Annotated in this window: 16 protein-coding genes; 6 read left to right on the forward strand and 10 right to left on the reverse strand. The window is 67.9% G+C overall.

Annotated features, from left to right (window positions below):
- The first annotated feature begins 59 nt into the window (after positions 1-59).
- Positions 60-959 (forward strand): LysR family transcriptional regulator, encoded by a 900-nt coding sequence (locus SB816_RS10945; RefSeq protein WP_006387054.1) that lies wholly within the window; start codon positions 60-62, stop codon positions 957-959.
- Between the two features lie 135 nt (positions 960-1,094).
- On the opposite strand, the gene SB816_RS10950 is transcribed toward SB816_RS10945, so the two are convergent.
- From SB816_RS10950 to SB816_RS10990, 9 genes are read right to left on the reverse strand one after another with little or no spacing between them, the layout of a single operon-like run.
- Positions 1,095-2,264: a CMD domain protein gene (locus tag SB816_RS10950; protein ID WP_082401910.1), complete on the reverse strand. Its 1,170-nt coding sequence runs from the start codon at positions 2,262-2,264 to the stop codon at positions 1,095-1,097.
- A gap of 24 nt (positions 2,265-2,288) precedes the next feature.
- Positions 2,289-3,647: an acyl-CoA thioester hydrolase/BAAT C-terminal domain-containing protein gene (locus SB816_RS10955; protein WP_410546952.1), complete on the reverse strand. Its 1,359-nt coding sequence runs from the start codon at positions 3,645-3,647 to the stop codon at positions 2,289-2,291.
- A 10-nt stretch (positions 3,648-3,657) separates the two neighbouring features.
- Positions 3,658-5,229 (reverse strand): ABC transporter substrate-binding protein, encoded by a 1,572-nt coding sequence (locus tag SB816_RS10960; RefSeq protein ID WP_049054664.1) that lies wholly within the window; start codon positions 5,227-5,229, stop codon positions 3,658-3,660.
- A gap of 31 nt (positions 5,230-5,260) precedes the next feature.
- The gene (locus tag SB816_RS10965) at positions 5,261-6,301 is read right to left on the reverse strand and encodes an ABC transporter ATP-binding protein (protein WP_410546953.1); all 1,041 of its coding nucleotides are present in this window, start codon (positions 6,299-6,301) and stop codon (positions 5,261-5,263) included.
- Positions 6,298-7,320: an ABC transporter ATP-binding protein gene (locus tag SB816_RS10970; protein ID WP_410546954.1), complete on the reverse strand. Its 1,023-nt coding sequence runs from the start codon at positions 7,318-7,320 to the stop codon at positions 6,298-6,300. The genes SB816_RS10965 and SB816_RS10970 overlap by 4 nt, the downstream gene beginning before the upstream one ends.
- Positions 7,317-8,219, reverse strand: a complete 903-nt coding sequence (locus SB816_RS10975) for an ABC transporter permease (RefSeq protein ID WP_024069310.1) — start codon at positions 8,217-8,219, stop codon at positions 7,317-7,319. The genes SB816_RS10970 and SB816_RS10975 overlap by 4 nt, the downstream gene beginning before the upstream one ends.
- A gap of 29 nt (positions 8,220-8,248) precedes the next feature.
- A complete protein-coding gene (locus SB816_RS10980) occupies positions 8,249-9,223 on the reverse strand; it encodes an ABC transporter permease (protein WP_054415963.1) in 975 nt (324 codons plus the stop codon).
- Positions 9,220-10,695 (reverse strand): SidA/IucD/PvdA family monooxygenase, encoded by a 1,476-nt coding sequence (locus tag SB816_RS10985; protein WP_410546955.1) that lies wholly within the window; start codon positions 10,693-10,695, stop codon positions 9,220-9,222. The genes SB816_RS10980 and SB816_RS10985 overlap by 4 nt, the downstream gene beginning before the upstream one ends.
- Positions 10,692-11,660: a LysR family transcriptional regulator gene (locus tag SB816_RS10990; RefSeq protein ID WP_054502285.1), complete on the reverse strand. Its 969-nt coding sequence runs from the start codon at positions 11,658-11,660 to the stop codon at positions 10,692-10,694. Before SB816_RS10990 ends, SB816_RS10985 begins: the two co-directional genes overlap by 4 nt.
- Positions 11,661-12,296: 636 nt before the next feature.
- Here SB816_RS10990 and SB816_RS10995 point away from each other — a divergent pair.
- The 3 genes from SB816_RS10995 to SB816_RS11005 all read left to right on the forward strand — a co-directional run bounded on the left by SB816_RS10995 (position 12,297) and on the right by SB816_RS11005 (position 13,626).
- Complete coding sequence (locus tag SB816_RS10995) at positions 12,297-12,800, forward strand: CinA family protein (protein WP_410546956.1); 504 nt, start codon at positions 12,297-12,299, stop codon at positions 12,798-12,800.
- A gap of 14 nt (positions 12,801-12,814) precedes the next feature.
- Positions 12,815-13,324, forward strand: a complete 510-nt coding sequence (locus SB816_RS11000) for a DUF421 domain-containing protein (protein ID WP_082401922.1) — start codon at positions 12,815-12,817, stop codon at positions 13,322-13,324.
- A gap of 74 nt (positions 13,325-13,398) precedes the next feature.
- Positions 13,399-13,626, forward strand: a complete 228-nt coding sequence (locus tag SB816_RS11005; protein WP_116792470.1) for a hypothetical protein — start codon at positions 13,399-13,401, stop codon at positions 13,624-13,626.
- Between the two features lie 55 nt (positions 13,627-13,681).
- Here SB816_RS11005 and SB816_RS11010 read toward each other — a convergent pair whose 3' ends face one another.
- Positions 13,682-14,833, reverse strand: coding sequence for a DJ-1/PfpI family protein (locus SB816_RS11010; RefSeq protein WP_410546957.1), 1,152 nt, complete (start codon positions 14,831-14,833; stop codon positions 13,682-13,684).
- 145 nt (positions 14,834-14,978) lie between these two features.
- Between SB816_RS11010 and SB816_RS11015 the strand changes: the two genes are divergently transcribed.
- Together SB816_RS11015 and SB816_RS11020 are read left to right on the forward strand one after the other, a co-directional pair.
- The gene (locus SB816_RS11015; protein WP_410546958.1) at positions 14,979-15,986 is read left to right on the forward strand and encodes a GlxA family transcriptional regulator; all 1,008 of its coding nucleotides are present in this window, start codon (positions 14,979-14,981) and stop codon (positions 15,984-15,986) included.
- Between the two features lie 106 nt (positions 15,987-16,092).
- A complete protein-coding gene (locus tag SB816_RS11020) occupies positions 16,093-17,328 on the forward strand; it encodes a GGDEF domain-containing protein (RefSeq protein WP_410546959.1) in 1,236 nt (411 codons plus the stop codon).
- The last annotated feature ends 18 nt before the right edge of the window (positions 17,329-17,346 follow it).

The following is a 17,346-nucleotide window of genomic DNA, read 5'->3' on the forward strand; positions in this document are numbered from 1 at the left end:
TGCCCCGCCCTCGGAATCGAGTAAAGTGCAAAAATTCGTTCAATTCTTGATGAAAACGCATGAATTTCGATCTTGCCGATCTGCGCGCCTTCCTGGCGGTGGCCGACCTGGGCAGTTTCCGCGCCGCGTCCGAGGCGCTGCACCTGTCGCAGTCGGCGCTGTCGCGCCGCGTGGACAAGCTGGAGGCGGCGCTGGGCGTGCAACTGATGACGCGCACCACGCGCAAGGTCGAGCTGACCACCCTCGGCCGCGGCTTCGTGCCGCGCGCCCGCAGCGTGCTGAATGAGCTGGAGAGCGCGCTGGTCGGCATCCGCGACGTGGCCGAGCGGTTGTCGGGCATGGTGACGATTGCCTGCGTGCCGTCGGCGGTGGCGTATTTCCTGCCGGATGTGATCCGCGAATACCACGCCAGCTATCCGCGCATCCGCATCCGCATCATCGACGAGTCGTCCTCGCAGGTGCTGACGGCGGTGGCGCGCGGCGACGCGGATTTCGGGCTGACCTACATCGGCGCCAATGACGCGGAGATCGAGTTCAAGCCGCTGCTGGAAGAGCCGTTCGTGGCGGCGGTGAGCCGCAAGCATCCGCTGGCCAAACGCAAGTCGGTGGATTGGGCCGACCTGGAGGCGCATCCGTACATCACGCTGGCGCAGGGCAGCGGCAATCGTTTCCTGATGGACCAGGCGCTGGTGCACAGCGGCAGCCGGCCGCGCCATTTCTGCGAGGTGCAGCACGTGCCGGCGCTGGTCAGCATGGTGGAGGCGGGCCTGGGCGTGGGCGTGGTGCCGCGGCTGGCGATGCCGGATGAGGATCATGGCACGCTGGTCAGCGTGCCGCTGCGCAATCCCGCCGTGAGCCGCACGATCGGGCTGATCCATCCGCGCGGCAAGACCTTGAATCCGGTGGCGCGGCTGTTCTACGACCTGCTGTCGCAGCGGGTGGAGGCGCGGCAGAAGTAGGCGGGTGCGCGGTTCAAGCGGCACGCCGCTGCGTTGTCGGCCGCCTGCGGACGACGGGCATCAACCGCGAGCCGCAAAGCAGACAGGCCGCGAAAACGCGGCCTGTCCGGGTACTGCGCGATGCGCGCGCGATCGTCAGACCTGCACGACCACCGGCTCGCCCAGGTTCAACATCAACCGATTGGCCCACGCGAAGATCGCGTCCGAATGCAGCAGATCCAGCACTTCGCCGTCGCTCAGGCCCACGTCCTTCAACGCCTGGATGCTGGCCGCATCCACCGAGGCCGGCGCATCGGTGATCTGGATCGAGAACTTGCCGATCGCCAGTTCGCGCGCGGTGGTGCCGGCGGTGGCCGGGTCCTCGAACACCTGCGCGATCACGTCATTGCGCTTGGCCAGTTGCTCGAAGCGCTGCGCGTGCACCGAGGCGCAGTAGACGCAGCCGTTGACGCGCGACACCACGGTCGCGCCCAGTTCACGCTCGGCACGCGACAGGCCGCCGGGCGCGTACATGATGGCGTTGAACGCGGTGGAGCGCTGGCGCAGGATCTCGGGCTGGTGCACCAGGAACAGGTAGTAATCCGAGACCTTGGCCTTGGGGTGGCTTTCTTCCAGGACCGCGATCTGCTCGGGCGTGGCGCTGTCGACCTGGACCACGTCCAGCCACGCCTTCCACTCCAGCACTTCGTTGGTGAAGCCGTGGGCCTTGATGACGTCGCCGGGTTCGGTGGCGGCGGTGTTGGCCGGGAAGGGCGCGGGCGGGGTGCCGGCCGCGATCGGCTTGGTTTCCAGCGCCAGCATGGCCTGCAGGCCGGCGACCAGGCGCACCTGATACGACAGGAACGCCACCAGTTGCGACAGCGTGACCACGGCGGGCGTGGAGACGCCGGCGGCCGGCAGGGTCTTGAGCGCGGCTTCGTCGCCTTCGACGGGCTTTTCGATCAGTTTGCGGGTGAACTCCAGGATCGCGGCCAGGCGCGGGTCGGCGGCGTCCGCCGGCTTGCCGGACTCGGCCACCTGGATGTCGGCGGCGCTGGCGCCCGCTTCCACCAGGCGCTGGCGGTAGTGCGCGGCCAGCGCCGGCGACGGCGTCAGGCGCGCGGCGTACAGCGCGACCAGCAGGCGCTCGGCCAGCGTCAGGCCGGGCAGGGCCGGGTCGAACAGGGCGTCGTAGCTGCCCTGGGTGGCGGCGGCGACCTTGTCGCGCTGGTGGCGCACGGCGTAGGTGGCGCTGTCGGCCTTCAGGCCGACGAGCTGGTCCACCAGGTCGCGGGCGGCGTCATAGACGATGGGGGGTTGTGCCATTGAGAAAATCTCCTTGGATGTCGTTCAGCCGGCGTTGCCGGGCGTGGCGGCGGCGCCGGCTTCGGCGCGGTTTGCGGACGGCGCGGCCTGGCCGCGCGCCTTGACCGCGGTGTCCAGGAACTTCAGCACGCCTTCCCACGATTGCTCGTCGGCGCGCGCGTTGTCCTTGGGGTTGCCGCCGCTGGTGCTGATCTTGCCGGACACGGGGTGGGCGTAGACCAGTTGCGTGGTGGGCACGTAGGGGAACAGGATCGAGTGGCCGCCGTTCTCGTAGTCCAGCCATTGGACCGGATACGGATGCTGCACCTCGGCCAGCTTGTCGCGCACCATCTTCGAGTACAGGCTGGACGGCCACGAGCCGTCGTCGGTGGCGGACAGCAGCATCACCGGGCCCTGGATGTCCTCGACCTTGATGCGGGCGCGGGCCACGGCGTCGGGGTCCTGCAGCGCGGTGAGGATGGCCTTTTCGTGGCGATGCGGCGCGGGGCCTTCGTCGAACGGCGCCCAGGTGGCGGTGCGGTTGTTTTCCCAGACGTGCGGCAGGGGCTTGCCGCCCAGCAGCCAGGTCGGGCCTTCGCGGCCGATCTTGGGGTCGCAGGCGTTCTGGCCGCTGTGGACCACGGCGCCGGGCACGTAGGCCACGACCGCCGACACTTCCGTGGGGAAGGTGGCGCCCAGCAGCAGCACCAGTTCGCCGCCGCGCGACTGGCCGCTGATGGCGACGAAGTCGTGCCTGGGCTGGACCTTCTTGCGCAGCCAGCGCAGGCCGGTCTGGAAGTACTCCAGCGGCGTGTTGGAGATGTAGTCCGACAGGCCGGGCGCCTTGAAGTAGGCCAGCGCGAAGGCGGCGTAGCCGCGCGACGCATACAGCGCGGCGCGCGGTTCGTTGATGCCGCCGCCCGAGCCGTTCAGGATCAGCACGGCGGGATGCGAGCCGGGCGTGGCGCCGGGCGGCAGGTAGAGCGTGCCGACCAGGCCTTCCTCGCGCACGTCCTGGCGGGTGACGCCTTCGGCCGCCAGGCGCTGGGTGAAGCGCGCCACGCTCTGGGCGCCGGCCACGCGCGCCACCACTTCGGTGACCAGCGGCTCGCTGACCGGGTGGTTGAAGTGCTCGCGGCTGGGCGAGTCCACGGGCGACTGCGACCACACCAGGCCCATGGGCGAGAGGCCGCTGTAGTCGCCCGAGACGGGCGCGTCGCGCGTCAGGTCGACCACGCCGTCCTCGCCCGCGACGAAGGCGGCGTGGCTTTGCCACAGCACGCCGTTGCGACGGGTGAGGGCGGTGATCTCCACCGTCTGGCCGGGCGCGACGTGCTCCACCCGGATCTGGCGGGGCACGTCGATGAGTGCGTCGGCGGGTTGGATGCTCAGGGTAGGAACCATGATGCGCGCCTTACTTGGCCGAGTCCTTGGTGACCATCATGGCGGCGGTGCGGTCGCTGGTCATGGGGGTGACCTTCAGGCCCTTCTTGGCGGCCCAGATGTTCTTGTAGTGGTACAGCGGGATGATGCCGACGTCGTCGGACACCAGCTTGACCGAGTCGCGCAGGATGGCTTCACGCTTGGCCACGTCGAATTCCGAGGTGGACTGGTCCAGCGCGGCGTCGACCTTGGGGTTGCTGTAGTGACCCCAGTTGGAGGCGCCCAGGCCCTTCTTGGCGTCGACGGTGGCCAGGATGTTGACCAGCGCGTAGCTGGCTTCGCCCGTGCCGTTGCCCCAGGCCAGCATGCTGACCGCGAATTCGTTCTTGTTGGCGCGACCCGAGTACACGGCCCATGGCACCACTTCCACTTGCGTCTTGACGCCGATGCGGGTCCAGAACTGCGCCACCGCCTGGGCCGTTTCCGGGCCTTGCGGGTAACGGTCGTTGGGCACGTGCATGGTCAGCTTGAAGCCGTCGGGGAAACCGGCTTCGGCCAGCAGCTTCTTGGCCTTCTCGACGTCGTTGGGGATGTCCTTGACGTCGGGGTTGTAGCCGAAGGTACCCTTGGGCATCCACTGGTTGGCTTCGGTGGCGGCGCCCTGCAGGATGCGGTCGGCGATGGCCTTGCGGTTGATCGCCAGGTTCAGGGCCTGGCGCACGCGCACGTCCAGCAGCGGGTTCTTGTCCAGCGGCTTGCCGTTGTTGTCGGTGATGTACTGGTTGGGCGCGGGGTTGAAGCTGGGTTGCAGGATCATGACGCGCAGGCCGTCGTACGGGTAGACCGAGATGTTGGCGGCCTTCTGCAGCTTGGCCAGGTCGGACACCGACACCTTGTCGATCACGTCGACGTCGCCGGCCAGCAGCGCGGCGGTGCGGGCGGCGGCGTTGTTGATGTAGCGGTAGTTGACCTTGTCCCAGGTGGCCTTCTCGCCCCAGTAGCCGTCGTTGCGTTCCATGATGACGCGGTCGCCGGGGGTATAGGACACGAACTTGTAGGGGCCGGTGCCGATCATGGCCTTGCCCGAGTTGTAGTCTTCGGTTGTGGACTTCTCGCCGACGTGCTTGCTGACCACGTGCACCGACGCCAGGTTCAGCGGCAGGTCGGGGTTGGGCGCCTTGGTCTTGACGATCAGGGTCAGCGGGTCCTTGGCGGTCATCGTGTCGATGGTGCGCAGGTAGCCGGCGTAGGTGGCCACGCTGCCGGGCACGGCGCGGGCGCGGGTGTACGAGTAGATCAGGTCGTCGGCGGTGAACGGCGTGCCGTCCTGCCACTTGACGCCTTCGCGCAGCTTGAATTCCCAGGTGGTGCTGTCCAGCGGCTTCCAGCTCACGGCCAGGCCGGGCTGAAGCTTGTTCCACTTGTTCTCGATCAGCAGGTCCCAGAAGTGCAGGGCCACCGAGCGGTCGCCGGCGTGGTTGTTCAGTTGCGGGTCGAGCGAGGACAGCGGATCGGCAAAGCCGATCGACAGGTTGTCGGCCGAGGCCGCGGCGGACGCGCCCAGGATGGCGGCGGTCAGGGTCGAGAGAATCAGGCGTTTCATGTTCGGGGTCCTTGGTGAGGGGGAACTTCTTTCAGGCCATGTCGTTCAGGTGACAGGCGCTCAGGTGGTTGATGGCGATTCCCTTCAGGGTGGGAACCTCGGTTTTGCAGCGCGCCATCGCATGCGGACAGCGCGGGTGGAAGTGGCAGCCGCCGGGCGGGTTGAGCGGGCTGGGAATCTCTCCCTTGATGGCGGTGAAGGTCTTGTGGCGCGATTTCAGGTTGGGGATCTCGGCCAGCAGCGCCTGGGTGTACGGATGGTTGGGGCGGCGGAAGACTTCGTCCACCGGCGCCGTCTCGACCACGCGACCCAGGTACATGATGACCACGCGGTCCGACAGGTGCTCGACCACGCCCAGGTCATGGCTGATGAACAGGTACGTCAGGTTGAGCTGTTCGCGCAGGTCCATGAACAGATTCAGGATCTGCGCCTGGATCGACACGTCCAGCGCGGCCACGGCCTCGTCGCACACCAGCATCGACGGCTGCACCGCCAGGGCGCGGGCGATGCCGATGCGTTGGCGCTGGCCGCCGCTGAACTGGTGCGGATAGCGCTGGCGCAGGGCCGGGTCGAGGCCGGCGCGTTGCAGTTGCGCGCTGACGTAGTCGTCGAAGTCGCCGTTGCCGACCAGGCCGTGGATGCGCGCGGCCTCGCCGACGATCTCGTCCACGCGCAGGCGCGGGTTCAGGCTGGCATACGGGTCCTGGAAGATCATCTGCACCTTCAGGCGCGCGGCGTGGGCCTGGGCCGGCGTCATGTCGGCCGGGCGCTGGCCGTTGATCAGCAGCTCGCCGCCGGACGGCGTCAGCAGGCCGGCCGCGATGCGGCCCAGCGTGGACTTGCCGCAGCCGGACTCGCCGACCAGGCCGACCACTTCGCCGGGGCGCACCAGCAGGTCCACATGATCGACGGCGCGGGTGATGGCGGGCGGCTTGGACAGGCCCAGGCGCTGCAAGGCCCGGCCGGCGGCGCCGACGGGGCGTTCGCCGAAGCGCTTGCTGACCTGGCGCAGGTCGATGAGCGGGGTGGCGTTGGCGCCGTCGCGGGTATCCGGAATCGTCGTCGAGGTCATGCCGTCACCTCGCCCGGTTGGCGCGACGGATGAAAGCAGCGCACCTGGTGGCCGGGCAGCACGTCGGTGATGGCGGGCTGCTGGCCGCATTGCGCCGTGGCGCGCGCGCAGCGCGCCGCGAAGGCACAGCCGGCGGGCAGGGTGAGCAGGTTGGGTGTCATGCCGGGAATCTGGCGCAGGCGTTGGCCGCGCTGGTTGTTGCTGGGCAGGCTGTCGATCAGGCCCACCGTGTAGGGATGCTGCGGACGGTCGAGCACGTCGTCGACCTTGCCGTGTTCGACGATGCGGCCGGCGTACATCACCGCCACGTCGTCGGCCAGGCCCGCCACCACCGACAGGTCGTGGGTGATCCAGATGAGGCTGGTGCCGTGCTGCTGCGCCAGCTTCTGCACTTCGGACAGGATCTGCGCCTGGATGGTGACATCCAGCGCCGTGGTCGGCTCGTCGGCGATGATGAGGTCGGGCCGGTGCAGCATGGCGATGGCGATCGCCACGCGCTGGCGCATGCCGCCGGACAACTGGTGCGGATACGCCAGCAGCCGTTCTTCCGGGCTGGGAATGCCCATCATGCCGAGCGTGTCGCGGGCCAGCTCGCGGGCCTGCGCCTTGCTCATGCTGTTGTGGGCGCGCACCGTTTCGATCATCTGCACGTCGACCCGCAGCACCGGGTTCAACGTCATCATCGGATCCTGGAAGATCATGGCGATGCGGTTGCCCTGCAGCTTGCGCAGCTCGCGCGGGGCCAGCTGGGTCAGGTCGCGGCCCTGGAACAGCATCTGGCCGCCGACCACGCGGCCGGGGGCGTCCACCAGGCCCATGATCGAAAAGCCGGTGACGGATTTGCCCGAGCCGGACTCGCCGACCAGGCCCAGGATCTTGCCGCGCTCCAGCGTGAACGACACGTCGTCCACGGCGGGCAGGGTGCCGGCGCGGGTGAAGAAGTGGGTGCGCAGGTTGCGCACTTCCAGGGTCGGCACGTTGGCGGCGGCCGGCGCCGCGACGGGACGGGCGGCGCTCATTTGTGGGTCCTCGGGTTCAGCACGTCGCGCAGGCGGTCGCCCACCAGGTTGATGGCGACGATGGTGATCAGCAGCGCGATGCCGGGGTAGAAGCTGATCCAGTATTCGCCGGACAGCATGTATTGGAAGCCGTTGGAGATCAGCAGCCCCAGCGACGGTTCGGTCACGGGCACGCCCAGGCCCAGGAAGCTCAGGGTGGCTTCGAGCGTGATGGCGCGCGCGATCTGCAGGGTGCCGATGACGATCAGCGGCGGCAGGCAGTTGGGCAGGATGTGCTTGAGCATGATCCGCCAGTTGGGGATGTCCAGGCAGCGCGCCGCCTCGACGTACTCGCGGCGGCGCTCGACCAGGGCCTGGCCGCGCGCGGTGCGGGCGTAGTAGGCCCATTCCAGGATCACCAGCGTCAGCACCACGTTGCCCACGCCCTTGCCCAGGTAGGCCAGGATCATCATGGCCACCAGGATCGACGGGAACGACAGGATCAGGTCCACCAGCCGCATGATCAGCGCGTCGACCTTGCCGCCGGCATACGCCGCCAGCAGGCCCAGCAGCGTGCCGATAATGCCGGCGATCAGCGCCGAGCCCACGCCCACCATCAGGCTGATGCGCAGGCCGTACAGGATGCCCGACAGCAGGTCGCGGCCCTGGCCGTCGGTGCCGAGCCAGTAGTGGAAGGTGTTCAGGCCGTTCATCGTGCCCGGCGCCAGGCGCGCGTCCAGCACGTCGATCTGCAGCAGGTCGTAGGGGTTCTGCGGCGAGATCCACGGCGCCAGGATGGCGGCCAGGATCAGCAGGGTGGCGATCACCAGCCCGAACACCGCCGTCTTGGACGACAGGAATTCCAGCAGGTTGCGGCGCCAGGGCGATTCACGCTTCAGCGCGGGGGCGGCGGTTTGCATGGCATTTGCCTGGGGAGTGTTCGGAGCGCTCATGCCGAGGCCTCCAGCCGCACCCGCGGGTCCAGCACTTTGTACAGGATGTCGACGATCAGGTTGAGCGTCACGAACAGGCACACCACCACGATCAGGTAGGCCACGATCACCGGGCGGTCCAGCGCGTTCAGGCTGTCCAGGATCAGCTTGCCGGCGCCGGGCCAGGCGAAGATGCTTTCGGTGATGACGGCGAAGGCGATGGTCGAGCCCAGCTCCAGGCCCAGCACCGTCACCAGCGGGATCATGGTGTTGCGCAGCACGTGCACACAGACCACCCGGAACGGCGACAGGCCCTTGGCGCGGGCGAACTTGACGAAGTCCAGCGGCATCACGTCGCGCACGCCGGCGCGGGTCAGGCGGATCACCAGCGAGATCTTGAACAGCGACAGGTTCAGCGCCGGCAGGATCAGGTGGCGCCAGCCGTCGGCCGTCAGCCACGACCACTGGAAGCCCAGGAATTCCACCGTCTGGCCGCGGCCGCTGGCCGGCAGCCAGCCCAGCGACACGCTGAAGGTCATGATCAGCATCAGCGCGACCCAGAAGGTCGGCAGCGAGAAGCCGACGATGCTGCCCGCCATCACCAGCTTGGAGAAACGGCTGTCGGGATACAGCCCGGCCAACAGGCCCAGCGGCAGCCCGATGATCACCGCCAGCAGCAGCGCGGCGATGGCCAGTTCCAGGGTCGCCGGCAGGCGCTGGATCACCAGCTCGACGGCGGGAATGTTGTAGACGAAGCTGTTGCCCAGGTTGCCGTGCAGCGCCCCGTTCAGAAAGCCCAGGTACTGTTGCCACAGGGGCTTGTCCAGCCCCAGTTCGGCGATGATGCGGGCGCGGTCGACTTGGTCGACGTCCTGGCCGATCAGGATGTCGACGGGGTTGCCGATGGCGTGCAGCCCGACGAAGACGATCAGCGTCATCAGGAACACGACCACCGCGGCTTGCGCCACGCGGCGGAGCAGCCAGCCGGTCATTGCGCGGTCTCCGCCTGCCGGGCCGCGCCGGGCGCCGGGGCCGGCGTCCATTCGTCGCCGAACACCTCGGGTTCCGCGAACGCTTCCATGTTGGCGTAGTGCGTGGCCACGTCCTCGCGGTAGAAGAGGCCGGCGATACCCTGCGCCAGGCGCTTGGCGCCTTCGCTGATGGCGGGGATGTCGCCCGACACGGTGCCGTGCGTCAGCGCGGCCGGGTACGAGAAGCAGTGCACCCGGTCCAGGCCTGGACAGGCGCCCGGGGTCTTCTCCTGCAATTCGAAGGCCGCGCCCAGGTCGGGCGAATCATGCAGTTCCTGGTCTTCCTCGCCGGCGGGCGGGATGTAGCGGTCGCCCCAGGCGCGCACGTGCGGCGCCAGCGCGGCGAATTCCGGACGCACGGTCCAGTCGATGCGAAAGCCGGTCGAGAACACCAGGAAGTCCAGCGTGAAGACGCCCTTGGGCGTGGTGACGCGGATTTCGTCATTGACCAGCGCCAGGTCCTGCACGCCGCAGCCCAGGTTGAAGCGGGCGTTCGGGTGGCGCGAGACGCGCAGCGTGCTGCCGCGTGGCGGCGGCACCTGGGCGGCGTTGATGTAGTGGCGGATCTTCCACTTCCATTCATCGGGCAGGTTCAGGTGGCCGTGGGTCAGGCCGGGGTTGCCGGCGCCCTTGCCCTTGTTGATGCGCGGAATGTCGTCGCGGCGGATCAGCAGGTCGACGCTGGCCGCGCCCGCTTCCAGGGCGGTGGCGGCGCTGTCCATGGCCGACGCGCCCGCGCCCACCACGCCGACGCGCTTGCCGGCCAGGGTGGCGTAGTCCAGCACGTCCGACGAATGCGCCCAGCGGTCGCGCGGCAGCTTGCGCGCGAAGTCCGGCACGTAGGCGCCGCCCAGGCCGTCGCGGCCGGTGGCCAGCACCACGCGGCGCGCCAGCACGGTCTGGCGGCCAGTGGGCGATTCGATGTCCAGTTGCACCAGCCGGTCGGCGCGCGGCAGCACGGCCAGCACGCGGTGCTGGTTGCGCACGTCCAGGTTCAGCACGCGGCGGTACCAGCGCAGGTAGTCCATCCATTGCAGGCGCGGGATCTTGTCCAGTGCCTCCCAGGCCTCGGCGCCGAACTGCGCCTCGAACCAGGCGCGGAAGGTCAGCGCGGGCAGACCCAGCGCCGGGCCCGTCAACTGCTTGGGCGAGCGCAGGGTCTCCATGCGCGCGGTGGTGGCCCACGGCCCTTCATAGCCTTCGGGCGACTGATCGAAGATCGGCGCGACGATGCCCAGGTGGGTCAGCGACGCGGCGGCGGCCAGGCCGGCCATGCCGCCGCCGATGATGGCCACGTCCAGCACCGGCTGGCCGTCGACCAGGCGCGGCGTGACCCAGGGCTTGGCGGGGATTTCCAGCCAGGACAAATCCTGGCGCAGGCGCGCTTCCAGCGCGGCCAGGCCTTGCGGGGCGGGAGCGAGGGGGTGGTTCATGCGGGGGTATCCGTAAGAGGGGTGTCATCGCCGTAGATCGACTGCAGCAGCGCGCCGTGCTGGCAGGCGTCGTGCAGCACGAAGCCGGGCAGCAGTTGCGCGGCGGCCTGCGCCAGCGCATCGGCCATGGCCTGGCAGGCCGGCGTCAGGGGCTGCGACTGCGAGGTGATGACCCCGAAGAAAAAGGGGATGTCCAGGTCGATCGGGCGGATCGCCACGCCCGCCATCGGCGCGCCGTAGGCGGTAATGGGTTCCAGCACCGACACGCCCAGGCCCGCGCGCACGGCGGCCAGGGCGTTGACGGACGAATTGGTTTCGATGGCGCCGGCGGCATGGCCCAGCGCCGCGTCCAGCCGGCGGCGCAGGCGGTAGGGATTGGCCATGGTGATGACGCGGCGCCCGGCCAGCTCGGCCACCGGCACCACGTCATGGCGCGCGGCGGGATCGTTTTCGGGCAGCGCCACCACACAGGGCGCCTGGCCGATCCAGTGCACGGTCAGGCCGCGATGCTCCAGCGGCAGGCTGGTCGCGCCCAGTTGCGCCGTACCGCTCAGGACGGCGTGCACCACGCGCTCGGGCGAGGCGCTGCGCAGTTCGATGCGGGGGGCGAGGTTGGCGTGCGGCTCGATGCGCTTGAGCGCGTCCGGCACCAGCCCGGCGGCCAGCGCCGAAGTGGCCGCCAGCAGCAGCGGCTGCGCCTGGCCACGGGCGATTTCCTCGGCCCGGTCGCGGATCTGGCGCAGGCTGGACAGGGCGCGTTCCACGTCGTCATAGAGCAGGAAGCCCTGCTCGGTCGGCGTCACGCGCGGCCCGCTGCGGGCGAACAGGGCATAGCCGATCTCGGCTTCCAGTTCCTGCAGCAGGCGGCTGATCGCGGGTTGCGAGCGGCCAAGCAGACGCCCGGCAGCGGTGACGCTGCCCGTGGACATGACGGCCGCGAAGGCCTCGAGTTGACGAAGTTCCATCTGTCTTGCTTTATGCCAAGGACGAATTCTTGCGTATCGAGTATGCGCCCGGCAAATAATTAAAGGGCATAAGCAAATTCCCTAATCGGGATTTCCTTATGCTCTTTCATTACTTCGCGTTATTTCAATGACTTAGGCGTTCATGGCGAGGCTCGCAGCGGTTGCCCTGGCGGAGCGGCGCCCGCTACAGGCGATAACAAAGCCAGGGATAGGCTCGGAAAGGCTCAACCCGTCCCGGTCTGGAGTACACCGTGTAACGCCTGCTTCGCCCTGGTTGCAGGGAGCCGAAATACACTGCCGCATCCTCAACTCGCAGTTACTGACATGAAAATTCTCTGTAGCCTGACCGTCATGGTTGCCCTTCTCGCCGGCTGTGCGGTCTACACGCCCGATGGGGCAGTGGTGGTGGACCCTCACCGCGGCGGCGGCGGCGGTTTCTGTCCGCCGGGCCAGGCAAAGAAAGGGAACTGCTGACCAGGCGCCGCGGGCCCGCCGCGCATTGCGGGCCTGCCTGCATCGCTCCCCCGGGGCTGTCCCGCAAGATCGGGCGTGTCACGCCGCGCGCGGCCTCGCCGGCGACTTCCTCGGCATGGAAGTTGCTGAAAGCATGAGATCTCGACTACCGGGAGGCGGGAGATGAATGCAATCGAGCGGGTGGCGGCTTTCATGCATAGGGAAGGGCTGACATTGGTCACTGCCGAGTCCTGCACGGCCGGACTCATAGCCGCCACCTTGGCGGACGTGCCCGGCGCCGGGGCACTGTTGGATTGCGCATTCGTCGTCTATTCGCCCCAGGCCAAAATGCGATGCCTGGGCGTTTCGGCCCGCACGCTCAGAACCCACAACCTGACGAGCGAAGCCGTCGCGGGCGAAATGGCTCTGGGCGCGGCCCGACGCAGCCGAGCGAACGTGGCGATATCGAACACGGGCGTGACCGACGACACCGATGCGGCAATCCCCGCGGGCACGCAGTGTTTTGCCTGGGTGTTCAAAGAAGGGGTGGCGGATTCCGCGCCCGCGGTTTACGCGGAGACCCTGCGCTTCACCGGAGGCCGCAATGCCATCCGAGCGGCGAGCGCGCGGCATGCCTTGGAAAGGATGGTCACCTATTACACCGAGTGGCGCGCGGTGCAACGCTGACAAGGGGCCTGGATATGAGCGAGCTTTCGGAGATCTTCGCGCTGCAGGCCGGCTTTGCCGAGATGTTCATTCGCGGAACCACCATGTACTGGGTCCTGTATGCCTTGCTCCGGGCGTCGGGCCGGCGCGATCTGGGGTCGCTCGGCGTGGCCGACATGCTCGTCCTGGTGTTGGTCGCGGACGCGGCGGGCAATGCGATGTCCGGCGATTCGTATTCGCTCGGCGACGGGATCATCGTCGTGGCGACCATTGTCGGTTGGAGCTATTTTCTGGATCGCGTCAGCTATTACGTCCCGCCGCTGCGTCGGGTGCTGGAGCCGAAGCGGGTATGCCTGGTTCGAGACGGGCAGTTGATTGTGTCCGGCCTGCGGCGCGAACACATCACCCGGGGTGAATTGATGGAGCAATTGCGGCTGAAAGGGGTGGACCGCCTCTCGCGCGTCAAGCGGGCGTATCTCGAGTCGACGGGCGAGTTCAGCGTGATCGAGTTCGAGGACGGGCGGCGGGAGAGTCCGAAGGCATGAGACGGCCCTTCGGCATGGCAATTGCTGGCCCGTCCCGCACCGGCGCAGCGCGGCCGGTGAAATCGGAGAACACCATGTCGAAGCCAATATTTCATGCAGCGTCGAACAGCGAGCGGCATAACGGCCAACCCGAGGCGGACAAGCCGGGACGCGACGTTCCCAATCCCGACCCGGATACGGGGTCGGGCTACCCCGCCGGCGGGCATCGGCGCGAACAGGGCAAGGACGCATACGGCCGCGGCCCGCTGCAACGTCGTCAGGCTGGCTTGCCGCCCGATCCCGCCACCGACGAGCCGTCGTGAGCGCGGCGGGCAATGCCGATCCGGGTGCGGGACAGATGATGAATGCCCGCACAGGTCAAGGCCGCGGTCCGGGATACTCCAACTGCAGCGCGACGAATTCCGCGGTGTCCTGCCCATAACGCGTCCGCAACAGTTCGAGGATGTCTGCCAACACGGGTCGGGCAGCCGTGCGGTCTGGGCCTGGTTCCCGCGCCTGCAGTGGCAGGGGATCGCCCGCGCCCCATCCTCCGCTGTCGGAGAGGTAGATCAAGCCGCTTGCCAGCGCGACGGGCGCCGCGTCGATCGTGGCGCCGACCACCGCAGTGCGATAGGTGCGCGCAAATGCGTCGGCGGCGAGCGCCAGGCGCAGGTCATCGGCGCCCGGCGATAGCCGCGCCACCAACGTCTCATGGTTCCAGAGGGCGACGGCGTTCTTCGCCGCAGTGGCGACATGCCCGGGCCGTAAGCGAAAGGCCGATCCGTCATGCGTATCTTCCCAACCTTGCTCGCCCAGGTCCCGCGCCAATTCACGGGCTTTCGATTGGCCCGCGATGACTTCCACCAAGGCCAGCGACAAGGGGATCGAGGCGCTGACACCCGTGGTGGTCACCACGTTTCGATCCGCCACGTAGCGCCGGTCCTGCCGCCATTGAACCGAGGGGAAGCCGCGCGCCAGGGCGCCTCGGGAATACCAGTGCGAAACCGCCTGGCGCCCGTCCAGCAGACCTGCCCGCGCCAGCACCCACGCGCCGTCGCAAATGCCGATGACCACCGCGCCTTTTTGGGACTGGGAACGTACCCAGGACAAGAGGCGCGGGTCCGCGTCGTCATGCACGGCGGGAACAATGACATAGTCGGCGCCCTGGGGATGGCGTTGATCGAAAGCGGCGACATCGGCATCGGGCCGCGCGCTCAACGCCGGAAAGAAGCGTATTGGTCCCGACTCGATCCCCAGGGCCCACACCTCGGCGGCCCCCGATCGTTTCAGCACCGCGTACGGCACCACGAAATCGACCAGCTCGGTATTGGCGTTGTGCGCGATGACGGCAATCACTGGCTTGCGCTGCGCCACCGGCAGGCGTGGATCGGGTAGCGGGGGCAAGCTTTCGCCGCTCAGGATCGGCGCGGATATGTCGGCGCGATCCCACCCCATCCAAAGCGCGGCGGCCGCCGACGCAACAGCCAACGCACAATAAAAAAAGGCCACGCGATACCGCTTACCGAACATTGACACACCGCTTCCAGACGACGAGGGCTACCTCAATCCCGTTAGCCTACGTGCCGGGCGCAGTTGGCAGCAATGACAAAATCCGGCTGTTTTCTGCCAACCCCGCGTTAAGATCGCCGGTTCCGCATTCACCGCTTCGAACGCCATGCCGTCTGCCGCTGCCTCGCCACGCCTTGTCGCCATTGTGGCGTTTCCGAAAGCACAACATCTGGATATCGCGGGTCCGGCGGACGTCTTTGCGATGGCCTGCGCGTTGGGCGTTGACTCGCCCTACCGTGTTGTCGTGCTGTCCGGCGGCGGCGGCCCCGTCACGCTATCGAACGGGCTGACTTTGCATACCGCAGCCGCGGCGGACATCGATCCGCTCGGCATCGACACGTTGATCATTGCCGGCGGCGAACGCGAAGGGTTGGAGCACGCCGCGGCCGACGCCTCGTTGGCGGCCTGGGTAGGGCGCGCCCGCGGGCCTGTGCGTCGCCTGGCTTCGGTATGCACGGGCGCGTTTCTGTTGGCGCATTGGGGCCTGCTCGGCGGCCGGCGCGTGACGACTCACTGGGAGTCGGCGCGAGTGCTGGGGCAGTACTTCACGGACATGGACGTGGATGCCGATGCCCTGTACCTCCAGGATGGCAAGCTCTGGACTTCGGGCGGCGTGACCGCGGGCATCGACATGTGCCTGGCCATGGTCGAACAGGATGCCGGGCGCTGGCTCGCCGCGCGCGTTGCCCGGCAACTGAATCTGGCACTGAGGCGCCCAGGCAACCAGGCGCAGTACTCCCTGATACTGGAGGGGCAGGCCGGCGCCTATGGCGAGTTGGTCGATTGGCTACGACAACACCTGGCCGAAGCGATCAGCGTCGAGCGCATGGCTCAAGTCGCGGGGCAGGCGCCGCGCACCTTCCACCGCGGATTCACGCGCGCCACCGGATTCACGCCACGCGACTTCCTGGAAGCGCTGCGCCTGGAGGCGGTGCGAACCGGGCTGGAGGCGGATCAAGCGCTCAAGATGTTGGCCAGGGCCACGGGGTTCCGTTCGGAGGCGCAGCTTTCCAAGGCATTTCAAAGACGCTTCGGACTCGCGCCTTCGCAGTATCTCGGCCGCGGCGCAAGCGGCGGCAGCCGCCACGGATCCCCTGCGCTTGACAATCCTTGACTGTTGAGTCCTGGCGATACATTACGACACACTGTAATCTTTTCGGCACACATTGTGTCAGTCGGGCAAAGGCCGGACTGGGTGTCATTCCAAGCGTCCCCTGACTATGCCCGTCACCCTCCTTGAGTGGTCCGTGCCGGCGGCGATCCTGATGTGCGCCGCAGGCCTCTGCGCCGCGCGCTTTGCCGGCTTCCACACGCTACGGTGGGGCGGCGCCCTGGGCTGCCTGGGCGCGGGCTACGCCGTCATGCTCGTACAGGCGAGCAACCTTGCCCCGTACAAGCAGGTCGTCGAGGATGCTTTCATCCTGGGCGGCGTCATCCTCGCCTGTCGCGCATTGCTGAGCCGGCGCGGCCGCCAGATTCCGCTCCACTTCGATGTTGCGGTCCTGCTTGCCTCGACGGCGATGGTGGTTGTCTCGGTGGCGCTGTTCGCGAGCGCGAAGCTGGAGACCTTCTTCGTCCTGGCCTGTTGCGCGCTGGTCACCTGGCGGACCACGCTGTCCTTCGCCAAACAGGCCGCGACCACGTCGGACAGGGTGCTTGCCGCCACCTTTCTCTTCATCGCGCTGGTATTGACGGGGCAATGCGTCCTGTACATCGCTGCTCCTGCGCCCATGCTCGCAACGGGAGAATGGCGAGCGTCCGTGTGGGGGATCCTGATCCAGTACACCGGCCTGCTTGGCAGCATTGTGCTGACGCTGGCGGTCTTCATCGCGACGAGCTACGACGCGATAGAGAAATACCGGCGTCACGCTCATACCGACGCCCTCACGGGCCTGTTGAACCGGCAAGGCCTCGACAGCCTGCTCGCCACCGTTTCGGGACGCCCTTTTACCGAAGGCGAGACGCCGACGGCCCTGATCATGGCCGACATCGACAACTTCAAGCGCATCAACGATCGGTACGGCCACCCGTTTGGCGATATGGTGCTGGCGCGATTTGGCGCCTTGCTCCGGCCGCATGCGCAGGCGCGTGCCCATGCCGCGCGCCTGGGAGGAGAAGAGTTCCTGCTGTTGCTGCCCGCTGCGGATCTGGAGAGCGCCGCCGCGATCGCCGAGGAGATCCGTGCGGGTTTCGCGGCGCAGCGCTGGGCGCAGCATGCGCCCGATTCACGCTTCACGGCCAGCATGGGCGTGACGCTGATGCAGGCGGGAGAGCCCTTCGCCAGCGCGCTCAAGCGCGTGGATGACCTGCTCTACACGGCCAAGCGGCGAGGACGGAACTGCACGGTCGCGGGTCCGGCGCCAGCCGACGCGGGGCCTGGCCGGCGCGCCTTTGGCGCCTCGGGAACAGGTCCGGCGCGGCGACATGGCGTCGAAGGCGCCGTCCAGCATGGGTAAACACCTATAAAAACACGG

It is taken from the genome of Achromobacter sp. SIMBA_011 (genome assembly GCF_046535435.1).
GTDB classification, from domain to species: Bacteria; Pseudomonadota; Gammaproteobacteria; order Burkholderiales; family Burkholderiaceae_B; genus Achromobacter; species Achromobacter dolens.

Excerpts from the sequence above, each read along its gene's own strand:
- SB816_RS10945 (WP_006387054.1), top strand. The coding sequence starts at position 60 with ATGAATTTCGATCTTGCCGATCTGCGCGCCTTCCTGGCGGTGGCCGAC.
- SB816_RS10950 (WP_082401910.1), bottom strand. The coding sequence starts at position 2,264 with ATGGCACAACCCCCCATCGTCTATGACGCCGCCCGCGACCTGGTGGAC.
- SB816_RS10955 (WP_410546952.1), bottom strand. The coding sequence starts at position 3,647 with ATGGTTCCTACCCTGAGCATCCAACCCGCCGACGCACTCATCGACGTG.
- SB816_RS10960 (WP_049054664.1), bottom strand. The coding sequence starts at position 5,229 with ATGAAACGCCTGATTCTCTCGACCCTGACCGCCGCCATCCTGGGCGCG.
- SB816_RS10965 (WP_410546953.1), bottom strand. The coding sequence starts at position 6,301 with ATGACCTCGACGACGATTCCGGATACCCGCGACGGCGCCAACGCCACC.
- SB816_RS10970 (WP_410546954.1), bottom strand. The coding sequence starts at position 7,320 with ATGAGCGCCGCCCGTCCCGTCGCGGCGCCGGCCGCCGCCAACGTGCCG.
- SB816_RS10975 (WP_024069310.1), bottom strand. The coding sequence starts at position 8,219 with ATGCAAACCGCCGCCCCCGCGCTGAAGCGTGAATCGCCCTGGCGCCGC.
- SB816_RS10980 (WP_054415963.1), bottom strand. The coding sequence starts at position 9,223 with ATGACCGGCTGGCTGCTCCGCCGCGTGGCGCAAGCCGCGGTGGTCGTG.
- SB816_RS10985 (WP_410546955.1), bottom strand. The coding sequence starts at position 10,695 with ATGAACCACCCCCTCGCTCCCGCCCCGCAAGGCCTGGCCGCGCTGGAA.
- SB816_RS10990 (WP_054502285.1), bottom strand. The coding sequence starts at position 11,660 with ATGGAACTTCGTCAACTCGAGGCCTTCGCGGCCGTCATGTCCACGGGC.
- SB816_RS10995 (WP_410546956.1), top strand. The coding sequence starts at position 12,297 with ATGAATGCAATCGAGCGGGTGGCGGCTTTCATGCATAGGGAAGGGCTG.
- SB816_RS11000 (WP_082401922.1), top strand. The coding sequence starts at position 12,815 with ATGAGCGAGCTTTCGGAGATCTTCGCGCTGCAGGCCGGCTTTGCCGAG.
- SB816_RS11005 (WP_116792470.1), top strand. The coding sequence starts at position 13,399 with ATGTCGAAGCCAATATTTCATGCAGCGTCGAACAGCGAGCGGCATAAC.
- SB816_RS11010 (WP_410546957.1), bottom strand. The coding sequence starts at position 14,833 with ATGTTCGGTAAGCGGTATCGCGTGGCCTTTTTTTATTGTGCGTTGGCT.
- SB816_RS11015 (WP_410546958.1), top strand. The coding sequence starts at position 14,979 with ATGCCGTCTGCCGCTGCCTCGCCACGCCTTGTCGCCATTGTGGCGTTT.
- SB816_RS11020 (WP_410546959.1), top strand. The coding sequence starts at position 16,093 with ATGCCCGTCACCCTCCTTGAGTGGTCCGTGCCGGCGGCGATCCTGATG.